Origin of the sequence: Streptomyces spectabilis (assembly GCF_008704795.1) — a bacterium.
In the GTDB taxonomy this organism is placed as follows: domain Bacteria; phylum Actinomycetota; class Actinomycetes; order Streptomycetales; family Streptomycetaceae; genus Streptomyces; species Streptomyces spectabilis.
In genome coordinates, this window is the sequence record NZ_CP023690.1 from 5128819 (window position 1) to 5149134 (window position 20316).

20 protein-coding genes are annotated in these 20316 nt (G+C 74.3%); 7 read left to right on the forward strand and 13 right to left on the reverse strand.

Annotated features, from left to right (window positions below; all coding sequences use genetic code 11):
• The first annotated feature begins 4 nt into the window (after positions 1-4).
• Entirely contained in the window at positions 5-382 is a 378-nt protein-coding gene (locus tag CP982_RS22410) for a nuclear transport factor 2 family protein (RefSeq protein WP_150512160.1), read from the forward strand.
• 63 nt (positions 383-445) lie between these two features.
• On the opposite strand, the gene CP982_RS22415 is transcribed toward CP982_RS22410, so the two are convergent.
• The 3 genes from CP982_RS22415 to CP982_RS22425 form a co-directional block, all read right to left on the reverse strand.
• Positions 446-778 carry a putative quinol monooxygenase gene (locus CP982_RS22415; protein ID WP_150512161.1) on the reverse strand — a complete coding sequence of 111 codons (333 nt, stop codon included), beginning with the start codon at positions 776-778 and terminating at the stop codon, positions 446-448.
• A gap of 86 nt (positions 779-864) precedes the next feature.
• Positions 865-1230: a PH domain-containing protein gene (locus tag CP982_RS22420; protein ID WP_030688977.1), complete on the reverse strand. Its 366-nt coding sequence runs from the start codon at positions 1228-1230 to the stop codon at positions 865-867.
• A gap of 119 nt (positions 1231-1349) precedes the next feature.
• A complete protein-coding gene (locus CP982_RS22425) occupies positions 1350-1835 on the reverse strand; it encodes a MarR family winged helix-turn-helix transcriptional regulator (RefSeq protein ID WP_150512162.1) in 486 nt (161 codons plus the stop codon).
• A gap of 130 nt (positions 1836-1965) precedes the next feature.
• Between CP982_RS22425 and CP982_RS22430 the strand changes: the two genes are divergently transcribed.
• Entirely contained in the window at positions 1966-3441 is a 1476-nt protein-coding gene (locus CP982_RS22430) for an MFS transporter (RefSeq protein ID WP_150512163.1), read from the forward strand.
• Positions 3442-3474: 33 nt separating this feature from the next.
• On the opposite strand, the gene CP982_RS22435 is transcribed toward CP982_RS22430, so the two are convergent.
• From CP982_RS22435 to CP982_RS42580, 6 genes are all read right to left on the reverse strand, one after another.
• The gene (locus CP982_RS22435) at positions 3475-4134 is read right to left on the reverse strand and encodes a hypothetical protein (RefSeq protein WP_150512164.1); all 660 of its coding nucleotides are present in this window, start codon (positions 4132-4134) and stop codon (positions 3475-3477) included.
• Between the two features lie 225 nt (positions 4135-4359).
• Complete coding sequence (locus tag CP982_RS22440) at positions 4360-5832, reverse strand: aminotransferase class I/II-fold pyridoxal phosphate-dependent enzyme (RefSeq protein WP_150512165.1); 1473 nt, start codon at positions 5830-5832, stop codon at positions 4360-4362.
• 30 nt (positions 5833-5862) lie between these two features.
• A complete protein-coding gene (locus CP982_RS22445) occupies positions 5863-7068 on the reverse strand; it encodes an ABC transporter permease (protein WP_150512166.1) in 1206 nt (401 codons plus the stop codon).
• Positions 7065-7718 carry an ABC transporter ATP-binding protein gene (locus CP982_RS22450; RefSeq protein ID WP_150515642.1) on the reverse strand — a complete coding sequence of 218 codons (654 nt, stop codon included), beginning with the start codon at positions 7716-7718 and terminating at the stop codon, positions 7065-7067. The genes CP982_RS22445 and CP982_RS22450 overlap by 4 nt, the downstream gene beginning before the upstream one ends.
• An 83-nt stretch (positions 7719-7801) precedes the next feature.
• Positions 7802-8872: a peptidoglycan-binding protein gene (locus CP982_RS42575; RefSeq protein WP_229878954.1), complete on the reverse strand. Its 1071-nt coding sequence runs from the start codon at positions 8870-8872 to the stop codon at positions 7802-7804.
• A complete protein-coding gene (locus tag CP982_RS42580; RefSeq protein WP_229878955.1) occupies positions 8869-9525 on the reverse strand; it encodes a hypothetical protein in 657 nt (218 codons plus the stop codon). The genes CP982_RS42575 and CP982_RS42580 overlap by 4 nt, the downstream gene beginning before the upstream one ends.
• 134 nt (positions 9526-9659) lie before the next feature.
• Here CP982_RS42580 and CP982_RS22460 point away from each other — a divergent pair, with 134 nt between their 5' ends.
• The 3 genes from CP982_RS22460 to CP982_RS22470 all read left to right on the forward strand — a co-directional run bounded on the left by CP982_RS22460 (position 9660) and on the right by CP982_RS22470 (position 12450).
• Positions 9660-10349, forward strand: a complete 690-nt coding sequence (locus tag CP982_RS22460) for a response regulator transcription factor (protein ID WP_150512167.1) — start codon at positions 9660-9662, stop codon at positions 10347-10349.
• Positions 10350-10417: 68 nt separating this feature from the next.
• Positions 10418-11935, forward strand: coding sequence for a sensor histidine kinase (locus CP982_RS22465; protein WP_229878956.1), 1518 nt, complete (start codon positions 10418-10420; stop codon positions 11933-11935).
• Positions 11932-12450: a hypothetical protein gene (locus CP982_RS22470; protein ID WP_229878957.1), complete on the forward strand. Its 519-nt coding sequence runs from the start codon at positions 11932-11934 to the stop codon at positions 12448-12450. Before CP982_RS22465 ends, CP982_RS22470 begins: the two co-directional genes overlap by 4 nt.
• Here the strand turns inward: CP982_RS22470 and CP982_RS22475 are convergent.
• A complete protein-coding gene (locus tag CP982_RS22475) occupies positions 12447-14066 on the reverse strand; it encodes an outer membrane protein assembly factor BamB family protein (protein ID WP_212669196.1) in 1620 nt (539 codons plus the stop codon). The genes CP982_RS22470 and CP982_RS22475 overlap by 4 nt on opposite strands.
• A 64-nt stretch (positions 14067-14130) precedes the next feature.
• Complete coding sequence (locus CP982_RS22485) at positions 14131-15705, reverse strand: outer membrane protein assembly factor BamB family protein (protein ID WP_150512169.1); 1575 nt, start codon at positions 15703-15705, stop codon at positions 14131-14133.
• A gap of 195 nt (positions 15706-15900) precedes the next feature.
• On the opposite strand from CP982_RS22485, the gene CP982_RS22490 reads away from it, so the two are divergent.
• A complete protein-coding gene (locus CP982_RS22490; RefSeq protein WP_150512170.1) occupies positions 15901-16497 on the forward strand; it encodes a TetR/AcrR family transcriptional regulator in 597 nt (198 codons plus the stop codon).
• 121 nt (positions 16498-16618) lie between these two features.
• Here the strand turns inward: CP982_RS22490 and CP982_RS22495 are convergent, their stop codons facing one another.
• The gene (locus CP982_RS22495) at positions 16619-17701 is read right to left on the reverse strand and encodes a YncE family protein (protein WP_150512171.1); all 1083 of its coding nucleotides are present in this window, start codon (positions 17699-17701) and stop codon (positions 16619-16621) included.
• A 159-nt stretch (positions 17702-17860) separates the two neighbouring features.
• Between CP982_RS22495 and CP982_RS22500 the strand changes: the two genes are divergently transcribed.
• Entirely contained in the window at positions 17861-18784 is a 924-nt protein-coding gene (locus CP982_RS22500; protein ID WP_150512172.1) for a LysR family transcriptional regulator, read from the forward strand.
• On the opposite strand, the gene CP982_RS22505 is transcribed toward CP982_RS22500, so the two are convergent.
• Positions 18768-20210: a condensation domain-containing protein gene (locus CP982_RS22505; RefSeq protein WP_150512173.1), complete on the reverse strand. Its 1443-nt coding sequence runs from the start codon at positions 20208-20210 to the stop codon at positions 18768-18770. The genes CP982_RS22500 and CP982_RS22505 overlap by 17 nt on opposite strands.
• Positions 20211-20316 lie beyond the last annotated feature (106 nt).

Sequence of the window (20316 nt, forward strand, 5' to 3'; positions counted from 1 at the left end):
GACCATGCCCGCACAGGACGTTCACGAGACCGCCGTGGCCCGGTACTTCGAGGCCTGGAACGCCACGGGCCCCGAGGGCATCCGCAAGGCCGTGGAAGCGGCCTGGACGCAGGACGGCACGTACACCGACCCGCTGGCCGACGCGGCGGGCCCGGAGGCGCTGACGGCGGTGATAGCCGCGGTGCGGGAGCAGTTCCCGGGCTTCGCGTTCCGGCGGACGGGGGAGGTCGACGGACACCACGGGATCGTCCGCTTCACCTGGGAGCTGGTGTCGGGGGCGGACGGCTCCGCCCCGGTGGCCGGTTCGGACGTGGCGGTGCTCGCGGAGGACGGCCGCATCCGCACGGTGTACGGCTTCCTGGACCGCCTGCCGCAGGCGTGAGGGGATAGGGGGAGGGGCCCGGGCCGCAGTGCGGCCCGGGCCCCTCACGTGTGCGCGCCTCGCTCAGGCCTCGCGCGGCGAGACCTCGCCCATCGCGCCCCACCCGTCCATGCCCGGAATCTCCGTGCTGACGATCTGGGGCGTGCTGGCGATGGCGTACGACATGGTCTCCATCGCGGCGGCGAAGTGCGCGGACTGCACGTGCTCGCGCCCCGCCTCGCCGTCGCGGAAGGCCTCCACCAGGACGAACTGGTGGGGGTTGTCGACGCTGCGGGACCACTCGAAGAAGATGTTGCCGGGCTCGTCGCGGGTGGCACGCGTGAAGTCGTCGACGAGGCCGAGCCAGTCGTCGCTGCGCTCGGGGCGGACGGTGAATTTCACGGTGATGAAGATCATGGGGCGTTCCCTCTTAGCGTTTAGGTGCCCTACGAACGTACCCCGGCGGACCCGTCCGGCGCCCGCCCGGGGCGCCCGCCCGGGCCCTAGCGCGCGACGAACTGGGTCAGGATCGCCTGCACCTCGTAGATGTCGACGCCCTTGGTGAAGGTCTTCTCGATCGGCACCGGGTTGCTGGATATCCAGATCTTGAGCTCGGCGTCCAGGTCGAAGTGGCCCGCGGTCTCCACCGCGAAGTGCGTGATGCTCCGGTACGGCACGGAGTGGTACTCGACCTTCTTGCCGGTCATCCCCTGCTTGTCGACGAAGATCATACGCCGGTCGGTGAGCAGGATCGTGTCGCGTATCAGCCGGTACGCGGCGTACACCTGCTCGCCGTGGCCCATGAGTCGCGCGTACTCCTGCTGCGCCGACGCCGGGTCGACGGTGTGCGCGTTTCCGAACAGCGCCATGGTGGCCCCACCCTCGTTCGTTCCGTATGCGGTCCGTGTGCGGTCGCCCGTACGCGCTGACGGCGTGCCGGGACCTCTTCACCGTACGGGACCGGGCGGACGGACCGCGAAGGTCGGCCTCAGGCCCGCTGACGGGCCCTGCGGGCCGGGCGCGGGCTCTCGGCGGGGGTCGCCAAGTGGCCCTCGACCAGGCGGTTCAGGGCGCGCAGCAGGGCGGTGCGGTCGGTCTTGGAGAGCGCGTCGAGCGCCCGCTCGTGCACCCCGTCGACGATCTCCTGGCTGCGGGCCGCGACCTCGGCGCCCCGGTCGGTGACGGCGATGACGCGGGCCCTGCGGTCCTCGCGCGCCGGGCGGCGCTCGGCGAGCCCGGCCTTCTCCAGGGCGTCCACGGTGACGACCATCGTCGTCTTGTCCATGTCCCCGATCTCGGCGAGCTGCGCCTGGGTGCGCTCCTCCTGGAGCGCGTGGACGAGGACGCAGTGCATGCGCGCCGTGAGGCCGATCTCGGCGAGCGCCGCCGCCATCTGCGTACGCAGGACGTGGCTGGTGTGGTCCAGGAGGAAGGAGAGGTCCGGTTCGGTGCGGGCGGGTGCCATGGCGGTCATGCGGCAAGGGTAGCCGAGAACGCGGGTGTGCGACCGAGGTAGATAGTCTGCAACAAAACTATCTGCTACGGTCCTGCGTATCGACGGGGTGCGCCCGCGGCGCGGCCGCCGCCCCAGACAGGAGAGAGCCATGACCGCCACCGCATCGCCCGAGGCCCCGGCCGCCGAGACCGCCGGGACCGCCGACCGGGCGGGGACCGCCCCGCCCGAGGCCCGCTCCCGGCGCCTCGCCCTGGGGGTCATCGCCACCGGGATGCTGATGATCATCCTCGACGGCAGCATCGTGACCGTGGCGATGCCCGCCATCCAGCAGGACCTGAACTTCACGCCCGCCGGGCTGAGTTGGGTCGTGAACGCCTACCTCATCGCCTTCGGCAGCCTGCTCCTGCTCGCCGGGCGGCTCGGCGACCTCATCGGCCGCAAGCGGATGTTCGTCACCGGCATCGGGGTCTTCACGCTCGCCTCGGTCCTCGCGGGCGCGGCCACGAGCCCCGCGATGCTCATCGCGGCGCGCTTCCTCCAGGGCCTCGGCGGGGCCATGAGCTCGGCGGTCAGCCTCGGCATCCTCATCACGCTGTTCACCGAGCCGCGCGAACGGGCCCGTGCCATCGCCGTGTTCAGCTTCACCGGGGCCGCCGGCGCCTCGCTCGGACAGGTGCTCGGCGGCGTCCTCACCGACGCCCTGAACTGGCACTGGATCTTCTTCATCAACCTGCCGATCGGCCTCGCGGCCCTCCTGCTCGCCCTGCCCGCGCTGCCCGCGGACCGGGGGCTCGGGCTGCGCGCCGGGGCCGACCTCACGGGCGCGCTCCTGGTGACGGCGGGCCTGATGACCGGGATCTACAGCGTGGTGAAGGTGGAGCAGTACGGCTGGACCTCGGCGCACACCCTCGGCTTCGGCGCGCTCGCCGTCGTGCTGCTCGGCGGCTTCGTCGTCCGCCAGACGAAGGCGCGGACGCCGCTGCTTCCGCTGCGGATGTTCCGCTCCCGGGCCGTGACCGGGGCCAACGTCGTCCAGATGCTGATGGTCGCCGCCCTCTTCTCCTTCCAGGTGCTCGTCGCGCTCTACCTCCAGAACGTCCTCGGGTACGGAGCCGCCGAGACCGGCCTGGCCATGCTGCCCGCCGCCGCGGTCATCGGCGCGGTGTCCCTCGGGGTGTCCGCCCGGCTCAACGCCCGCTTCGGCGAGCGCAACGTGCTCCTCGCCGGGCTCGTGCTGCTGCTCGGCGTCCTCGGCCTGCTGACCCGGGTGCCCGTGCACGCCGACTACTGGGTGGACCTGCTGCCCGTCATGCTCCTCGCCGCGGGCTTCGGGCTCGCGCTGCCCGCGCTGACCTCCCTCGCGATGTCCGGGGCCCGCGCCGACGACGCGGGGCTCGCGTCCGGGCTCTTCAACACCACGCAGCAGATCGGCAGCGCCCTGGGCGTCGCCGTCCTGACCACCCTCGCCGCCTCCCGCACGGAGTCCGCCCTCGCCTCCGGCCGCCCCCGGCCCGAGGCCCTCACCTCGGGCTACCACCTGGCCTTCGGCATCGGCGCGGCGCTCCTCGCCGCAGCACTCCTGATCGCGGCCACCGTCCTCCGCCCCACCACGCGCACCCGCTGACGGGCCGGGCCGCGGGGCGCCCGGGTCCTCCGGTCAAGGCGCGGCGCCGCGCCGCCCGTGCAGGGCCACCGCCGCCGTCGCGACCAAGGCCACCGCGACCAGGTGCTCCCGTCCCGCCAGGTTCGGGTTGAGGACGGAGCCGATGACCGTGGGGAGCACGAAGGCCAGGCACAGGACCGGGGCCCGGAACCGGATCGCCAGGTAGGTGAAGAGGCCGACGACGGCCGCGGAGGCGCCGGTGTCCACGGCGTGGGCGTAGGACTCGGGGACCCCGGCCCAGTGGCCGGGGCCGATGGCGACCATCACGCGGGCGCCGAGCGTGCCCGCCAGCGTGGCCCCGTACGCGACCAGGAGGGTGCGGCGCCAGCCGATGAGCAGTTGCCCCAGGCCGAAGGCGATGACCAGGCGGGGGATGCCGCCCCAGGGCGGCTGCTCGCGGGTGGGGATGAACACGGACAGGGGAGTGCGCAGCAGCGACTGCCACAGGGGCTGGTCGGCGCGGACCTCACCGAGCATGCGGACGACCCGGTCGGACTCGGGAATCTGCTCCAGGCCGTGCAGCACGATCATCGCGAGGGTGCCGAAGAGGGCGAGCGCGACGCCCGCCACGCCCCGGGCGCGCAGCGCGCGCCACGCGGCGACCCCGACGTCCCGCCACTCCCGCCGCAGCACGGCACGGGCCCGGGACACCATGCCTCGTCCGGGACGCGCCGCCCGCTCGCCCTCCGGGGCCGCCGCGCCCGCGGCCAGGGGCGGCGACCCCGCTATTCGGGGCTGCGGGCGGCTGCGCCCGCGGGTGCGTCTCGGGGCCCGCCGCGGCATCGGCTTCCGTCCTCTTTCTCCACCGCGTCGCGCCGCCAGGCACTTCGCTTCAGCTCGTACGTCGGACATGTGTCCGGCATACGGCAAGGCTAAGGCTCATTCCTTGAGCACGCGGATCGTCCGGAGGCCGGGGTCGGCGGTGTCGGGGATGTACATGCCCGCCGCATGGCCGCTGCGCAGATACGCGAGGACCGGTTCGGTGAGGCGTTCGCCGGGGAGCACGGCCGGGATGCCGGGCGGGTAGGGCGTGGCCATCTCGGCGGCCACGCGGCCCGCGGCCCGCTCCAGCGGCACCGGCTCCACGTCGCCGAAGTACGCGTCGCGCGGCAGGCACACCTGCTCCATCCGCAGCCCGGCGGGCGAGGGCACGTCCACGCGGGGCGCGTCGGCCAGTTCGGCGCGGTGCGCGGACAGGTCCCGCAGGGCGTCGAGGAGCGGCTCGGTTGTCTCGTGCGAGTCGGCGTGGGTGAGCTGCGCGCCGATGCGGCGGTGGTCGTTGATGTGCACGGTGAGGGCGTGGTGCTCGCGCAGCCAGTCGGCGGCGCGGTAGCCCGTCGTACCCAGCGCGGAGACGTCGATGACGGTGTGCAGCGGGTCGAGGTCGGCGGCGAGCCCGGGGCCCGTGAGGTCGTCGCGGCCGTTCACGCGCAGGCCCGGGATGAGCGCGATCTCCTCGTGCACCTCGGCGGCTAGGCGCAGCGCGCCGGAGACCAGCTCGTGGCCGCGCAGGACCATCTGGCGGCGCCAGGCGTCGAGGCCCGCGTAGATGAGGACGGAGGGGCTGGTGGTGCCGAGCAGATCGGCGCGCGAGGCCAGCTCGGCGGGGTCGACGCGGTCGCCCCTGAGGTGGAAGACGGAACCCTGCTCCAGGCCGCTGCCCATCTTGTGGATGCTGGTGACGCAGATGTCGGCGCCCGCGTCCATCGCCCACGACGGCAGGTCCTCGTGGAAGGGCAGGTGCGCGCCCCACGCCTCGTCGACGACGAGCGGCAGGCCGCGCGCGTGGCACAGGTCCGCGAGCGCCCGCAGATCGGCGCAGCCGCCGTACGGGGTGGGGCTGGTGACGAGCGCGCCGCGCGCGTCCGGGTGCCGGTCGAAGGCTTCCTCGTACGCGGCCACGGACGGCGGGTGCGCCAGGGAGCGCTCGGCGTCCCACTGCGGCTCCACCCACACCGGGTCGATGCCGCACAGGATGAGGCCCGCGACCACCGACTTGTGCGCGTCCCTGCCGATCAGGAGCCGGTCGCCGGGGTGGGCCACCGTCAGCATGGCGGCCTTCACGGACAGGGAGCTGCCGCAGGTGGTGAAGTACGTGTGGTCGGCGTGCACGGCGTCGGCCATGAGGCGTTCGGCCCGGCTCAGCACGTGTCCGCCCGCGCGCCGGTCGTCGAGGCCGCCGACGGCGAGCACGTCGGACCGGAACACGGCGTCCCCCAGGACCCGCCGCGCCTGGGGATCGGCGCCGCGGGCCTGCTTGTGGCCTGGCGGAGTGAAGGCGAGCCGGCCCCGGTCGTGGTAGGCGTCCAGGGCTTCCAGGACCGGGGCCGAGGTGTGGTCGATGGGCTCCATACGGGATGGGTACCGCGATCGCGCCGGATGTCACGTGGCGTTCAGGGCAACCGTCGGATGCAGCCGCGCCGCCCGCGCGGCCGGGTACAGGCCCGCGAGGACGCCGATGACGAGGGTCGCGGCCAGGCCGCCCGCGAGCGACCAGGGCGGGACGACCGGGGTCCAGCCCTGGGCGAGGGCGAAGCCGTAGGTGGCGAGGGCGCCGAGGCCCGCGCCCGCGGCGCCGCCGATGGCCGACAGGAGCAGCGACTCGGTCAGGAACTGGACCCTGACGGCGCCCCGCGTGGCGCCGACGGCCCGCCGCAGGCCGATCTCCGCACGGCGTTCGAGCACCGAGACCACCATCGTGTTGGCGACGCCGACCCCGCCGACGAGCAGCGCGACCGCGCCGAGCCCGAGCATCAGGGCGGTCAGGCCCTCGTCGGTCGCGGTCTTGGCGGCCAGCGCGTCGGAGGGGCGCGAGACCGTCACGGAGCCCTGGCCGCCGGGGTTCACCGTGCGGGCGAGCACCGCGCGCACGTCCTCGACGGAGGCGTCCGTGGAGCGCTCGAAGACCGTCGTGGGGTGGCCGTCGAAGCCGAAGTACCGCTGCGCGGCCGGGAATCCGACCAGGGCGACCCGGTCGAGCGTCGGCACGAGCTCCACCGGTGCGAGGATGCCGACGACCACGAAGTACCGGTCGCCCATCATGATCTTCTCGCCGGGCGCGGTGATGCCGAGCCGCTCGGCGGCGACCCGGCCGAGCACGGTCACGGGCAGCCGCTCCCGCCCCCGGTCGAGCCAAGTGCCCTTCGCCATCCGGGTGTTGAGGGCCGACAGGAGGTCGGTGCGGGCGGCCTGCGTGGTGACTCCGGCCGTCCGTTCCTCCGGTACGGCGGCGCTGCGGCGGATGGGCGCGTTGACGTCGCCCGTCGCGGTGGCCTGCCGCACCGGGCCGATGCGCTCCACCATGGCGACGGCGCTCTTCGGCAGCTTCACCTCCTGGCCGCTCGCGTCCTTGCCCGCCTCGGCGGTCAGCAGATTGGTGCCGAGCCGGTCGAGGCGCAGCATCAGATCGGCGCGGCTGGACGTGGACAGGCCGACGACGGCCACCATCGTGGCGATGCCGATGGCGATGCCGAGCGAGGACAGCACGACGCGGGCGCGCCGGGCCCGCAGGCCGACGGAGCCGACGCGCAGCACGTCGGCGAAGGAGAGCCGCGCGGGCTTGAGCCGGTCCCGGCGGGGCGCCGTCATGCGACGACCTGCCCGTCGCGGAAGCGGACGCGGCGCGGCAGCGCGGCCGCGATGTCGTGGTCGTGCGTGATGACGCACACGGTCGTGCCCGCCGCGTTCAGCTCGCGCAGGAGATCCATCACGATCTGCCCGGACGCGGAGTCCAGGGCGCCGGTCGGCTCGTCGGCGAGCAGCAGCCGGGGCGCGCCGACGAGCGCGCGGGCGATCGCGACGCGCTGCTTCTCGCCGCCGGACAGCTCGCCGGGGCGGTGGTCGAGCCGGTGCCCGAGCCGCACCCGCTCAAGGGCCTCGCGCGCCGCTTCGCGCCGCCGCCGCGCGGGGACGCCCGCGTACAGCAGCCCGTCGGCGACGTTGTCGACGGCGCCGCGCCCGGGGGCGAGGTGGAAGTGCTGGAAGACGAACCCGATGTGCCGGGCCCGCAACGCGGCGACCTGCGCGTCGGAAAGGGCCCCCACGTCGTGCCCGGCGACGCGCACGGTCCCGGAGGTGGGCCGGTCCAGGGTGCCGATGAGGTTGAGGGCGGTGGACTTCCCGGACCCGGAGGGGCCGACGACGGCGAGCAACTCCCCCGCGTGGACGGTGAGGTCGACCTCGCGCAGCGCGGTGACGCCACCGGGGTAGACCTTGGTGGCGCGGCGCAGCTCGACCACGGCTTCGGGCGTGGCGGCCGCCTCGGCCCAGGGCGCGGCGGCCGCTGCGGCCCGGGGCGCGGCGCCGTGGGGCGCGGGCCGGTTCACTGGGCCGCCACCCCCACCCGCACGCCCTCGCGCAGCCCGGCGCCGCGCACCTCGATCCGGCCTTCGGCCGTCATGCCGGTGTCGACGCGCACCATGCGGGGCGGTCCCGACGCGGGCACGAGCTGGAGGCCGTAGCCGCCGTTCTCGCCGCGCAGGGCGACGAGCGCCTCGACCGGCACGGCGAGGACGCCGCGTCTGCTCTCGCTGACGAAGGTGACGCTCGCGGCGGCCCGCGCCGCCTGCCCCGAGAGGGCGGAGGCGCTGCCGTCGAGCGCGATCTCCACGGTGATGCCGTCGCCGCCCGACTCCTCGTCGGAGCCCTCGGGGCGCACGGTCCCGGTCACCTTCCCCCGCACCTTCTCGCCGTCGGCGAGGCGGATCTCCGCCTTGGTGCCGCGGGCGGCAAGGGAGCTGTCGCCCTGGTCGAGACCGGCCCGCACCACGGGCCTCGGCGAGGCGGCGGTGAGCACGGGCCCGTCGGGGCCGACCTGGTCGCCGAGCGCGGCGTCCGCCGCCACCACCTTGACCGGGCCGCCCTGGAACACCACGTGACCCTTGCCGACCCGGCCGGTCGGGGTGCGGTTGAGGGACTTCTGCCACCGCTTGACGGCGGCCGCGGTCGCGGCGTCGTACCGCGCGTCGACGAAGAGACCGGCGCCGTGGCCCAAGTCCCGGAGGTTGCGCTCCAGTTGGAGGACGTCCGTGCCCCGGTCGCCCTTCCTCATCTCGCGGAACGCCGGCACCGGCCCGTACAGCAGGGTCACCGGCTTGTCGTCCAGCTCGTACAGGGCCTGGCCCTGCCGCACCGTCGCGCCCTCGCGCGCGGCCACGGTCACCGTGCCCTCCACCGCCGACTTCACGGGCCTGCGCCCGGCGAAGTCCACCGTGCCGTCCACGGTCTTGCTGAGCACCAGGTCGGTGCGGACGACCTCGGCCGTCGCGGGCGGGGCGCCGCCCTCGTCCCTGACCCCGTCCCGCGACCCGCCGCCCCACGCGAACGCGCCCACCGCGACGGCCCCGGCGGCCGCCGCGCCGACGGCCGCCGTCAAGCCCGTGCGGCGTCTCACTGCATCCCGTCCAGGCCGTCGAGCAGCTTGGCCGCGCAGGCCTCCCGCGCCTGCTTGTAGAGCGGGGATTCCGTGTCGATCCTCGGCGAGGCGGGGTCGGGCTCGCCGCCGGGCTGCGCGTTGCCGTCGGCCATCGTCGGGTTGCGGAACAGCGAGACGCCCTTGTCCCGCATGCACTTGGCGTGCGCGAGCATCGACTCGTAGTCCCGCTGCTGGTCGCGCTTGGGCTCCGCGTTCATCGCCGCGAGCAACTCGTCCTTGCAGACGCCGTTCTTGCCGCCCTTGTACTCCTCGCCGCCGCCGTTCGGGTCGACGAGCTTCTCGATCGCGGGGAAGTCGAGGTGGCCGCTGAGCTTGGGGTCGGGGTAGTCCTTGAGGCCCGCCTTGGTGCGCATGCAGCGGACGTACGTCATCTGCGCGTCGAAGAAGGCGCTCTTGCCCGTCTTGTCGGCGGAGCCCGCGGCCTTGCCACCGGAGCCGTCGGACTTCTTGCCGGACTTCTCGGGCACGGAGGCGACCTGGTCGTCCTTGCCGCCCCCGTCGTCCCCGCCGCCGCAGCCGACGGCGAGCGCGAGCAGGGGAGCCGCGGCGAGCGCGACGAGACGGATCCGGGGCGCGCCGGAGAGCGGCGCCCTGCGTGAGGTGGTGGTCATGCGCCCCACCGTCCGGCGGCCGCATGATGGTCCCTCCATGGCCACATGATGAGCACGTAACAATGTGCGGGCGGGCCCCGTCCGACCCCTCTGACCAGCTTGGAAAGGCCGGGCCCTCGCCCATAATCGAGCGCATGCCGCATGTGCTGCTGATCGAGGACGACGCCTCCGTACGCGACGGGATGGAGCTGGTGCTGCGCCGCCACGGCTACGAGGTGTCCGTCGCCTCCACCGGTGAGGCCGCCCTCGCCCTGCTCGACGCCCCCGAGGGGAAGGCGGTCGACATCGCCGTGCTCGACCTGATGCTCCCCGGGCTCGACGGCTTCGAGGTGTGCCGCCGCGTGCGCTCCCGTACGTCCCACTCGACGCTCCCCGTGATCATGCTGACCGCGCGCGGCGACGACACGGACGTCGTCCTGGGCCTGGAGGCGGGCGCCGACGACTACGTGGTCAAGCCCGTCACCGCGCCCGTCCTGGAGGCCCGCATCCGCGCGGCCCTGCGCCGCGCGACGCCGGTCGCCGCCCGGGACGCGTACGCGGGCCTGGTCGTCGACCGGGCGGGCCTGACCGTCACCAAGAACGGCACGCCCCTCGCGCTCCCGCCCACCGAGCTGCGCCTCCTCCTGGAGCTCTCCGCGTCGCCCGGCCAGGTCTTCAGCCGCGAGCAGCTGCTGCGCAGCGTGTGGGACCACGACTTCCTCGGGGACTCCCGGATCGTGGACGCCGCCGTCGGCCGGCTGCGCGCGAAGATCGAGGACGTGGCGTCACGGCCGCGCTACGTGCAGACGGTCCGCGGCTTCGGCTACCGGTTCGGCCCGCTGTGAGGCGACCCGTCCGGCCCGCTGTGAGGCGACCCGTCCGGCCCGCGGCGAGGCGACCCGTCCGGCCCGCCGTGAGGCAGCCCGGCCGCCGCTCCGGAAAGCCGCGGGGCTCGCGCGTCCCGCGCGGCCTTCGCGCCCGCCTCGTCGTCACCTTCGTGCTCGTCGCCCTCATCGGCACCGGCACCGCCACCGCCCTCGCCTACCGCGACGCCCGCACGGCCGTCCTGAGCCGCACCCAGGAAGCCGCGCAGGAGGACCTCCGCACCCGCGTCGCCGCGCTCGCGCCCGACGTCGACGTGCCGCCCGACCCGCGCTCGCTCGCCGCCCTCGCGCGCTCGGTGTCCTCCGGGCTCACCGGCGCGCCCCTGGTCGTGGCCCGGTACGAGAACCTCAAGGCGGCGTCGGACGGATCGCCGGACGACCCCCGCGTCACGGCGGAGCTGCGGGCCGACGTCCGCGTCTCCGGTCGGATGAGCTTCCAGCGGGTCACGCGCGACGGCACGCCGTACCTGGTGGTCGGCACGCCCGTCACCTACGAGGGCGGCCGCCCCTCGCGCCTGGAGGTCTTCGCCGTCACGCCGCTGCGCGCCGAGGAGCGGGACATCGCCGCCCTGCTGACCTCGGTGCGCGACGGCCTTCTGCCCGTCCTCGTCCTCACCGCCGTGCTCGCGCTGCTCGCCGCCCGTACGGTGCTGCGCCCGGTGCGGGACCTGGGCCGGGCCACGCGCCGCCTCGCCGAGGGCGACCTCGGCACCCGTGTCGAACCCCGCGGCCGCGACGAACTCGCCGATCTGGCAAGGGACTTCAACACCACCGCCGACGCGCTCCAGACCACGGTCGCCGAACTGCGCGACCAGGAGGCGAAAGCGCGCGAGCAGGAGGCCAGGGCCCGGGAGCAGGAGGCGAAGGCCCGGCGGTTCGTCGCCGACGTGTCGCACGAGCTGCGCACCCCGCTCGCCGCCATGACCATGGTGGCGACCGTCCTCGACGAGGACGCCGACCGGCTCACACCCGACGCCGCGCACGCGGCCCGCACCGTCAGCGCCGAGACGGCGAAGCTGACCCGCCTGGTCGACGACCTGATGGAGATGTCCCGCTTCGACGCCGGGGTCGCCCGGCTGCACCTGACGGAGGCGGACCTGGCCGCCACCGTCCGCTCGTCCCTCGGCCTGCGCGCCTGGACCGACCGGGTGAGGACCGAACTCCCGGACTCCGCGCCCGCCTTGATCGACGTACGGAGGATCGACGTGACCCTGGCGAACCTCGTCGGGAACGCGCTGCGGCACGGCGCCCCGCCCGTGACCGTACGGCTCACCACCGGCGACGGCCTCGCCACGGTCACCGTCAGCGACCACGGGCCCGGACTCGCCCCGGACGTCGTCGCGCACGTCTTCGACCGCTTCTACAAGGCCGACGCGGCCCGCACCCGCTCCGAGGGCAGCGGCCTCGGCACGGCCATCGCCCTGGAGAACGCCCGCCTTCACGGCGGCACCGTCGAGGCCGCGAACCGCCCCGAAGGGCCGGGCGCGGTCTTCACCCTGCGCCTGCCCCTGCGTCCGGCGGCGGGCCCGGAAGGCGAGCCCCGGTGACCCCCGTACGCGTGGTCACGCTCGCCCTGACCCTCGCCCTCGCCGCCGCCCTCACGGCCTGCGGGGTGCGCCCCACCGGCGTGGTGACCGGCGCGGACCCGGCCACAGGACTCACCCGGGGGCTGCGGCTCTACTACGTGGACGGCACGGGCCTGCGCGGCGTCTCCCGCCCCGACTCGGGGCTCAGGGACCTCCCCGGCGTCATCAAGATGCTCGGCGAGGGGCCCAACAAGGCCGAGCGGGAGGCCGGTCTGACCAACCTCGTGGAGATCGGCGAGATCGACGTGACCGCGCGGGGCGACCGGGTCACCTACCGCTCGCCGGGCGCCTTCTTCGACTCCGACCGGGACCGGCTGCCCAACGGCCAGCTCGTCTGCACCCTGGCCCGCGCCCACTCGTACCTGTCGTCGAAGGACGAGGCCCGCCGCATCCGCCCCGACGACGTCCAGGTCACCCTCGACAACGGCGAGCGCCGCTTCGGCCCGTACCGCTGCTCGCAGTTCCTGGACGGCTAGCCCTTCCCGCCCTGCTGGTCCTGCCGGCCCTTCTGATCCTTCTGGTCCTTGCGGGCGAAGACGTACATCATGAACCGCGCGGGCCCCTTCGTACTGGACTTGGAGACCAGGTCGGTGCTCATGTACAGCCTGCCGTCGACGAAGTGCAGCTCCGACTCGACCGGGACGAGTCCGCTGGGCCCCTTGGTGGAGATGAGGAGCTTCCTCTCCTTCAGGGTCCGGCCGTCGAGCGCCACCACCTGGACGCCCAGCGCGTCCCGGTACGCGAGCACGTTCCCGCCGTCCATGCGGAACGGGAACGTCGGCCCCTGGCTGTCGGTGTTGCCGCGCGGCCCGGTCGTCCTGCCGGTGGCCAGGGAGAAGGCGACGATGTCGTTCGTGGACGAGATCCCGTCCTTGGCGTCGCGGCGCGCGGTCGGGGCGTACAGCCGGTCGTTGCCGACGACGAGGCCCCGGCAGTCGTTGACGACGCTGGTGTCGCCGCAGTCGTGCAGATACCTGCGCTCCGGCAGCGCGATCTTCGAGCGCAGCCTGCCGCGGCCGTCGAGGGCGAAGACGTCGCTCGCGCCCTGCCCGGTGATCTCGCCGGAGTCGAGGCCGACGACCACGGGGTCGGTGGAGATGACGTTGAGGTTCTTCACGCCCCCGGGCAGCTTGTGACTCCAGCGCGGCTTCCCGGACGTGGGGTCGATGTCCTGCACCGTGTACTTCTCCGCGCCGTATTCGCCGCAGGTGCGGATCGCGACGAGGCGCGCGCCGCCGCCGTACCCGACGTCGCGGCAGGTGTCGCCGGACCGGGGCTTCCACCGCACCTCGCCGGTGCGCAGGTCGAACGCGGCCCCGCCGTACAGACCGCCGACGGCGGCCGTCCGCCCGCTGATCGCGACCTGGTTGAAGGCGGTCCGCTCCGTCTGGTAGCCGGTACGGACGGACTTCGTCCACAGCTTCTCGCCGGTCGCGACCTTGAAGGCCATGACCTGGGTGCAGGTCGCGCGGAACCCCTTCTTGTCGTGCGCGGCGGGCGCGAACACCACCACGGCGATCCCGCCCGCGCCGACCTCCGGCGAACCGCCGCAGGACTGGCCGGGCTTGGGCAGCGTCCACCGCGTCTTGCCCGTGGCCGCGTCGAGCCCCGTTATCTTCGCGACGGACGACTTCACGTACACCTCGTCCGTGAGCCAGGAGCCCTTCACCGGCCAGGTGCTCTCCTTCTCGGGCAGCTTCGGCACCGGTGCCCCGCCGTGGAAGGTCGCCCTCGGATCGGCGGGCACGGCCTCCTTCGGCCGCGCGTACGCGGGCCCCGGCTTCTTGGAGCCGCCCTTGCCCCCGCCGTCGTCGGAGCCGCCGCCGTCGCGGGCGGCGACGTACCAGGCCCCGCCCCCGGCGACGAGGGCGAGCGCGGCCACCGACGCGATCACGACGGCCGTGCGGCGGCGGGCCTTCGGCGGGGGCGGGGAAGGGGGCGCGGGCGGCCCGAAGCCTCCCGGAGGCGGCGGCACCGGCGGCCCGAACCCGGCCTGCGGCGGCCCGAATCCGCTCCCGGGCGGGCCCGCGAGCGGGGGCGGCGGTCCGAACTGCCCCTGGGGCTCGGACGGTCCGGGCGGCGGCTGCGTCATCGTCTCTCCAAAGTCGGTGCCCTGCGGGGTGCTCGGTCGGCGCCCGGTCGCGCCGCGGCGGCCGTCACCGGCCGAACGACACCAGCCGCCCCTGCTCCTTCTTGCCGCCGAGCGCCTTGGGTTCGAGCCGCGACGGCGCCACGAAGATCCGCCCACCGCTGTACAGCGTCTCCCCCGCGAACATCTCGGCCTCCCACTTCTGGGCGGGCGTGGAGTGCCGGAGCAGCACCTCCGGCGCCCCGCCCCCGGCCGGGAACCGCACGGTGCGGCCGGTCTTGCCGTGCTGCGCGCGCACGTACACGACCACGCCCGAGCGCCTGCCGTCCCCGGTCTGCCGCACGGGGATGAGCTGCCGCCCGCGCACGGTGGCGGTCCAGCGCCGCTCGCCCGTCGCGAGGTCGAAGGCGACGACCCTGTTGGGCCCGAGGACGCCGTCCTTCGGCTCGGTCGGCAGATACAGGGAGTCGCCGCCGACGGCGCCTCCCGGGCAGTTCTGCACGCCTTCCCCGGCGTCCCCGGCCCCGTCGCACATCTCGTACGCGTACGGTCCCTTGTCGAGTGGGATCCAGGCGCGCTCGCGGCCCTTGCCGTCCACGGAGACGATGCCCCACTTGTCGTAGTCGTCCTTGTTGCGGACGGCGAGGACGAGGGGGTCGACGGAGTACACCTTGTCGACGCTCCAGCCGGCCCTGGTGCGGTACCGCCAGCGGACGTCGCCGGTCCTGGGGTCGACGTTCTTCACCAGGCCGTGGGCCTTGGGCGCCCCGGCCGCACAGCCCTCGACGTACAGGAGCCGGGCGCCGCCCGCGACGTCGCGCAGGAAGCAGGCGCCCACGCGCTCGCGCCGGGAGGAGAACAGCCGCTTGCCGTCGCTCACGCGGTACCCGTGGGCGATGTCGCCCTGGCCGACGGTGACGGTGCCGCCGGTCATGGCGAGGTGCACGGTGCTCGTGCTGTCCGAGAGGTCGTGCTCCTTCAGCTCGCGGTGCCAGCCCTTCTCGCCGGTCCGCAGGTCGATCTGCTGGAGCTGGTTGCACTTGCCGGAGCCGGAGGTGGTGCCGTTGCCGTACGCGACGACGACGTGCCCGCCGGGCGCGGTGTCGACGGGGGTGTCGCAGACCCTGTCGGGCAGCCGCAGGGTCCAGGCCTTCTCGCCGTCCCGCGCGCGGTACGCGGTGACCGTGTCGTAGAGGGCCTGCACGACGAGCTGGTCGGCCCTGCCGGGCCCGCCGCCGTCCACGGTCCACAGATCGCCCAGCATGGCGCCCTTGCCGGGCAGCTTGACGCCGTTCAGGTCGAGCCAGCCCTTGGACTCGCCTTGCTTGCGCCCGGCGTTGACGTCCACGCGCCGCACCGGCGCGTCGGGGCCGCCGGGCGCGTCCGTCCGCTCCCCCGAGCCGGACGGCTCGCCCGACGGTCCCGTGTCGCGGGCGAGCGGGGCCCGGAAACCACCGGACCGCCTACCGTCGTCCTCCTTCAGGAGGGCGTACGCGCCCGCGCCCACGCCCGCGGCCGCGATCACCGCACCCGCGACGACCCAGGCCACCGCGCCCTTCCGCCTCTTCGGGGCGGGGACGGGCTGGACGTACGGATTGCCGGGAACGGGCTCGTGCGGCCGCTGGGGTGGAGGACCTGCCATGACAGGAGTGTGGCCCAGCAAGCGAGTTGGTGGAGAGAGTTTCTAGAAATTGCCTCTAAATTCTTGGTGCGGCGAAGGCTTTCCGCGGCGCTCCGTGACACCGGTTCTGCTCTACGCTGGAACGCATGGCTGCGGACGAGGTGACACCAGGCGGACGCGCCCGTTCCGGGGCTCGGGGGAAGCCGGGGCGGTGCCGTGTCCCCTAAGCAGCAGCGTGGCGAGGCCACCGTCGACCTGCTCCTCGACACCGCCCTGCGGGTGTACGCGCACGCGGGTGCGCAGGGCTTCACGGTCAACGCGGTCACGGCGGCGAGCGGCGTGAGCTTCGGCAGCCTCTACCACCACTTCGGCAGTTTCGACGGCCTGGCCGCCGCGCTCTATCTGCGCTGCGTGGACCAGCTCTGCGACCCGGTGGTGGCCGCCGTCACCCGCTGCCGCACGGCCCGCACCGGCATCCGCGCCCTGGTGCGGGCCTATCTGGACTTCACCCGCGACCACCGGGACGTGGCGCTCTTCCTGCACGGCTCCGCGTACTCCAGCTATCTGGCGGCCCACGCGAAGCGGGTGATGGCGGCGAAGGACGCCAAGTTCGCGCCCATCGCCGCCTGGCTGCACCCGCGCATCGTCTCCGGCGAGGTGGCCGCGCTGCCCGCGCCCCTGATCGAGGTCCTGGTCATGGGCCCGGTGGCGGAGACGGCCCACCGCTGGCTCTCCAGCACCTACGAGGTGGACCTGGAGGAGGCGGCCCGGGTCCTGCCGGACCGCATCTGGCGCTCGTTGCAGGCGGATTAGCGTTCCGCTCGATGTGCCGCCCCATGCCGTCGGGCGCCTGCGGGTCCGTCGTGGCTGGTCGCGCCCGCGCGGCGGAGCCGCATATCAGCACAGCCCCGCGCCCCTTCGGGCGCGTGCCGCTTCAGGTTGGGCGGGGCACGTATGCCAGGCCGTGGGCGCCGGGCTCGCCGCTTCGGGCGATGTCGAGGCGGGCCAGGCTCCGCAGTATCTCCAGGTCGATGACGTCGACGGTGGAGGAGACGACGCCGGAGACATAGGCGAGCCCCCCGTCGGGCGACGAGGTGATCGTCAGCGGGAAGCGCCCCACCTCGACCTCGCCGATGGCCTCGCGGGTGTCGGCGGAGTACACCAGGAGCCGTCCGGGCGCCTGGCGTCCGAGCCGCGATCCGGGGTCGGTCTCCATCCGCAGCTCGCCCGCGAGCAGCAGGCCCGTCGACGTCAGGTGCACCGGGAAGACGGTGTTCTCCGTGGGCAGGACCTCGGTGACGGACGCCGTCGCGGCGTCGACGACCCGGATGCCGGGCACGGGCGCGGCCCCGACGGACCCGTCGGCGGCCCGCGGCGGGGAGAAGGACCCGTACGGGGCCGCGACGAAGGCGTGCGTGCCGTCGGCGGAGACGGCGAGCCCCTCGCTGCCCGGCACCTCGACCTTCGCGGTGAGGACGCCCCGTTCGAGGTCGACGACCGACACGAACGGCGCCTCCTTGTTGGTGGCGTACCCGATGGTGCCCGCCGGGTCGATGGCGAACCAGTGCGGCCCCGGTGCGTCCGTGTCGATCCGGCCCAGCGGCTTGCGGGACTCGGTGTCGATCACCACGACGCCGCCGGGCCGGTCGCCGGACCCCTCCACGCTGACGTAGAGACGGCCGCGCGCGGCGTCCAACGCGAGGCCGTGCGGCCCGTGTTCGGGCGCGATGTCGACGACGTCGACGACGCGGCGGGCGTCGGGGTCGATGACGGTCAGTTCCGTACGGCGGCCCGCGTTGTCGTGGTAGTAGCCGGAGGAGTACGTCGACGCGCACCACAGCAGTCGCCGGGTCGGGTCGAAGCACAACTCGTGGGGCTCGGCGAGGACGTCCACCGCGCCGAGGTGCCGGTCGGTGGCGGCGTCGAAGAAGGAGACGGTCGGGCCGCTCTGGCTGACGACGGCCAGCACGTCGCCCTCGCGACCGGCACGGGCGGACTGACGGTCGGGCTGCTGCATGAAGGCTCCTGAGGAAGACGGCGCGGGGTGTCGCCCGCCCTGTCGCGGACGCCCCCTGGGATGTCTCCACCCTCGCCACCGGAGGATTCCGCGGCAATGCAAGGATCGGCACCCAATAGTTGCCGCCAACGCAAAACCGCCGCTCAGGAGGGCCAGTTCATGGATCTCAATCTGCTGCGAGCCCTGGACGCCCTGCTCCAGGAGAACAGCGTGACGCGCGCCGCGGAGCGGCTCGGCACGTCCCCCGCGGCGGCCAGCCGCACCCTCGCCCGGCTCCGCCGCGCCGTCGGCGATCCCCTCCTGGTCCGCGCGGGCCAGGGCATGGTGCCCACGCCGCGGGCCCTGGAACTGCGCGAGCAGGTCGGCGCGTTGCTGCGCGGCTGCGACGACGTGCTGCGCCCCGGGGCGGGCTTCGCCGCCCGGCACCTCCAGCGGACCTTCACCGTGCAGGCCATCGACCTGCTCCAGGCGGGTCTCGCCGGGCCCCTGGCCGAGCGCGTCCGGACCGAAGCCCCGGGCGTGGACGTGGTGTTCCTGCCGGAGTCGGGGGAGGGCGGGCCCGCGCTGCGCCAGGGCTTCCTGGACGTCGAACTGGGCGTCCTCGCGCATCTGGACCCCGAGACCCGCACCCGGCAGCTCGCCCGCCTCACCCTGGTCGGCGTCGCCCGCGCCGGGCACCCGCTGTTCGACGGGCCGGTGGACGCCCGCCGCTTCGCCGAGCCCTGCCACATCGGCATCTCCCGGCTCGGCAAGCGCCTCGGCCCCATCGACGCGGAGCTGGCGAAGCTGGGCCTGCGCCGCCGGGTCGCGGTCGTCGTGCCCAGCCACACCAGCGCGCTGCTGCTCGCCCGCGACAGCGACCTCGTCGCCCTCACCCTGCCCGGCTGGCTCCCCGGCGCGACCGAGGCCCTGGGCCTGCGGACCTTCCCGGTGCCGCTGCCGCTGCCGCCGATCGACCTGGGCATGGCCTGGCACCCGCGCAACGACGCCGACCCGGGCCACCGCTGGTTCCGCGACCACCTGGCGGCGGCGGTCCTCGCCCCGCAGGCGGCCGCGCGCCCCGGCCCTACGGGACCGGGGTGACCCGGGGAGCGCCCTGCCCGGACCGCGCGGACGGGACGCCGTCCGGCACCGCCCCCGCCACCTCCACCAGGCGCTCCCGCAGCCGCTCCACCACGAGCCGCATGTTCTTGTACGCCGCGTCGGTGTCCGGGTAGCGGCAGGCGAACTGGAGCCCCTCGTGGAGCCGGGTGATCCACGCGCACACCTGGTCGCCGTACGACACCCGGATCAGGCCGTACGCCTTCAGCTCCTGCCACCGCTCCGCGCCCGGGGTCGCCCGCGTGTCGACGTAACTGACGATCGAGTAGAGGTCGGGGGACGTGGGCCGGAAGTCGGCGCCGAGGAGCGGGAGCACCCGGGCGATCGGCATCCGGGACAGCGGCCTGGCCTCGCGCAGGGCGGCGCGGACCATCCGCAGCGCGTCGTCGAAGTCCACCGCGTCGGCGATGGGCACCTCGATCGGCGCCCCGCCCACGTACCAGCCCACCGATTCGGCCCACTGCGAGCGCACCCGGGTGTGGAACGGCACGACGGTGCGGTACACCCGCAGACCGCTGATCTCCCGGGCGATGAGCGCGACCGACGCGAGGACGCCGACGAGACTGCCGCCGTAGGGGCGGCAGTACGCCTCGAAGGCGGCGGCCTCCGCGTCGCCCACGAGCATCTCGTGCAGCAGCCGCTGCTCGGGCAGCGGGCCCTCGGGGTCGAGGCCGAGGTCGACGGGGAAGTTCGGCAGCTTGCCGTCGCACCGGCCGATGAACTCCCGCCAGCGGGCCACGACGGCGTGGGTGTGGTCGATCCGGTCGGCGTCGGTGCGCTCGCTCGCGCAGAAGTCGACGTAGCTGGCGACCGGCGGGGCGGCCACGGCGGTGCCCCCGAGCCCGGCGGCGTACAGCTCGTGGATCTCGGCGGTGATGCGGTGGACCGAGTACGCGTCGACGTTGCTGTGGTCGAACGCCATGCACACGGTCGCCCCGTCGTCCCGGACGATGGCGGTGAAGATGAAGTTCGGCCAGGTCAACGCGTCCGCCGCGGTGTCGAAGCGGTCCTGGAGATAGCGGATCAGGGTGGCCGCGTCGGTGAAGGTGCCGCCCTCCGCGCGCTGCAGCGCGACGTCGTCGGCGGCGAGCGTGAAGCGCCGCATCTCGTCGCCCGCCCAGCGGAAGCCGCTGCGCAGCGTCTCGTGCCGCAGCGTCCAGACGCGCAGCGCGCCCTGGAGGACGTCGAGGTCGACGCGGCCCGGCAGGTCGAAGACGGTGCCGAGCCAGGTCGGCACGAACAGGCCGTCGCGGCGCACCGTGCGCGAGGTGCGGATGTGGGACTCCTGCACGTACGCGGGCGGCCTGACGTCGTCGGGCAGGGCCCGCGCGGCCCCCACCGCGGCCGGGTGCAGCGTCCACTCCACGAGCCGTCCGGGACGGATCTCGCAACGCTGAAGGTCGGTCATGCGCACGGGACTCTCCGCTCACCTGCCCTCGGGAGGCCGACGCCGGGCAGCACTGTCGGTCCATGCCTCCATGCCGCTCGGGCACCGCTCACACCGCACTGAGGGG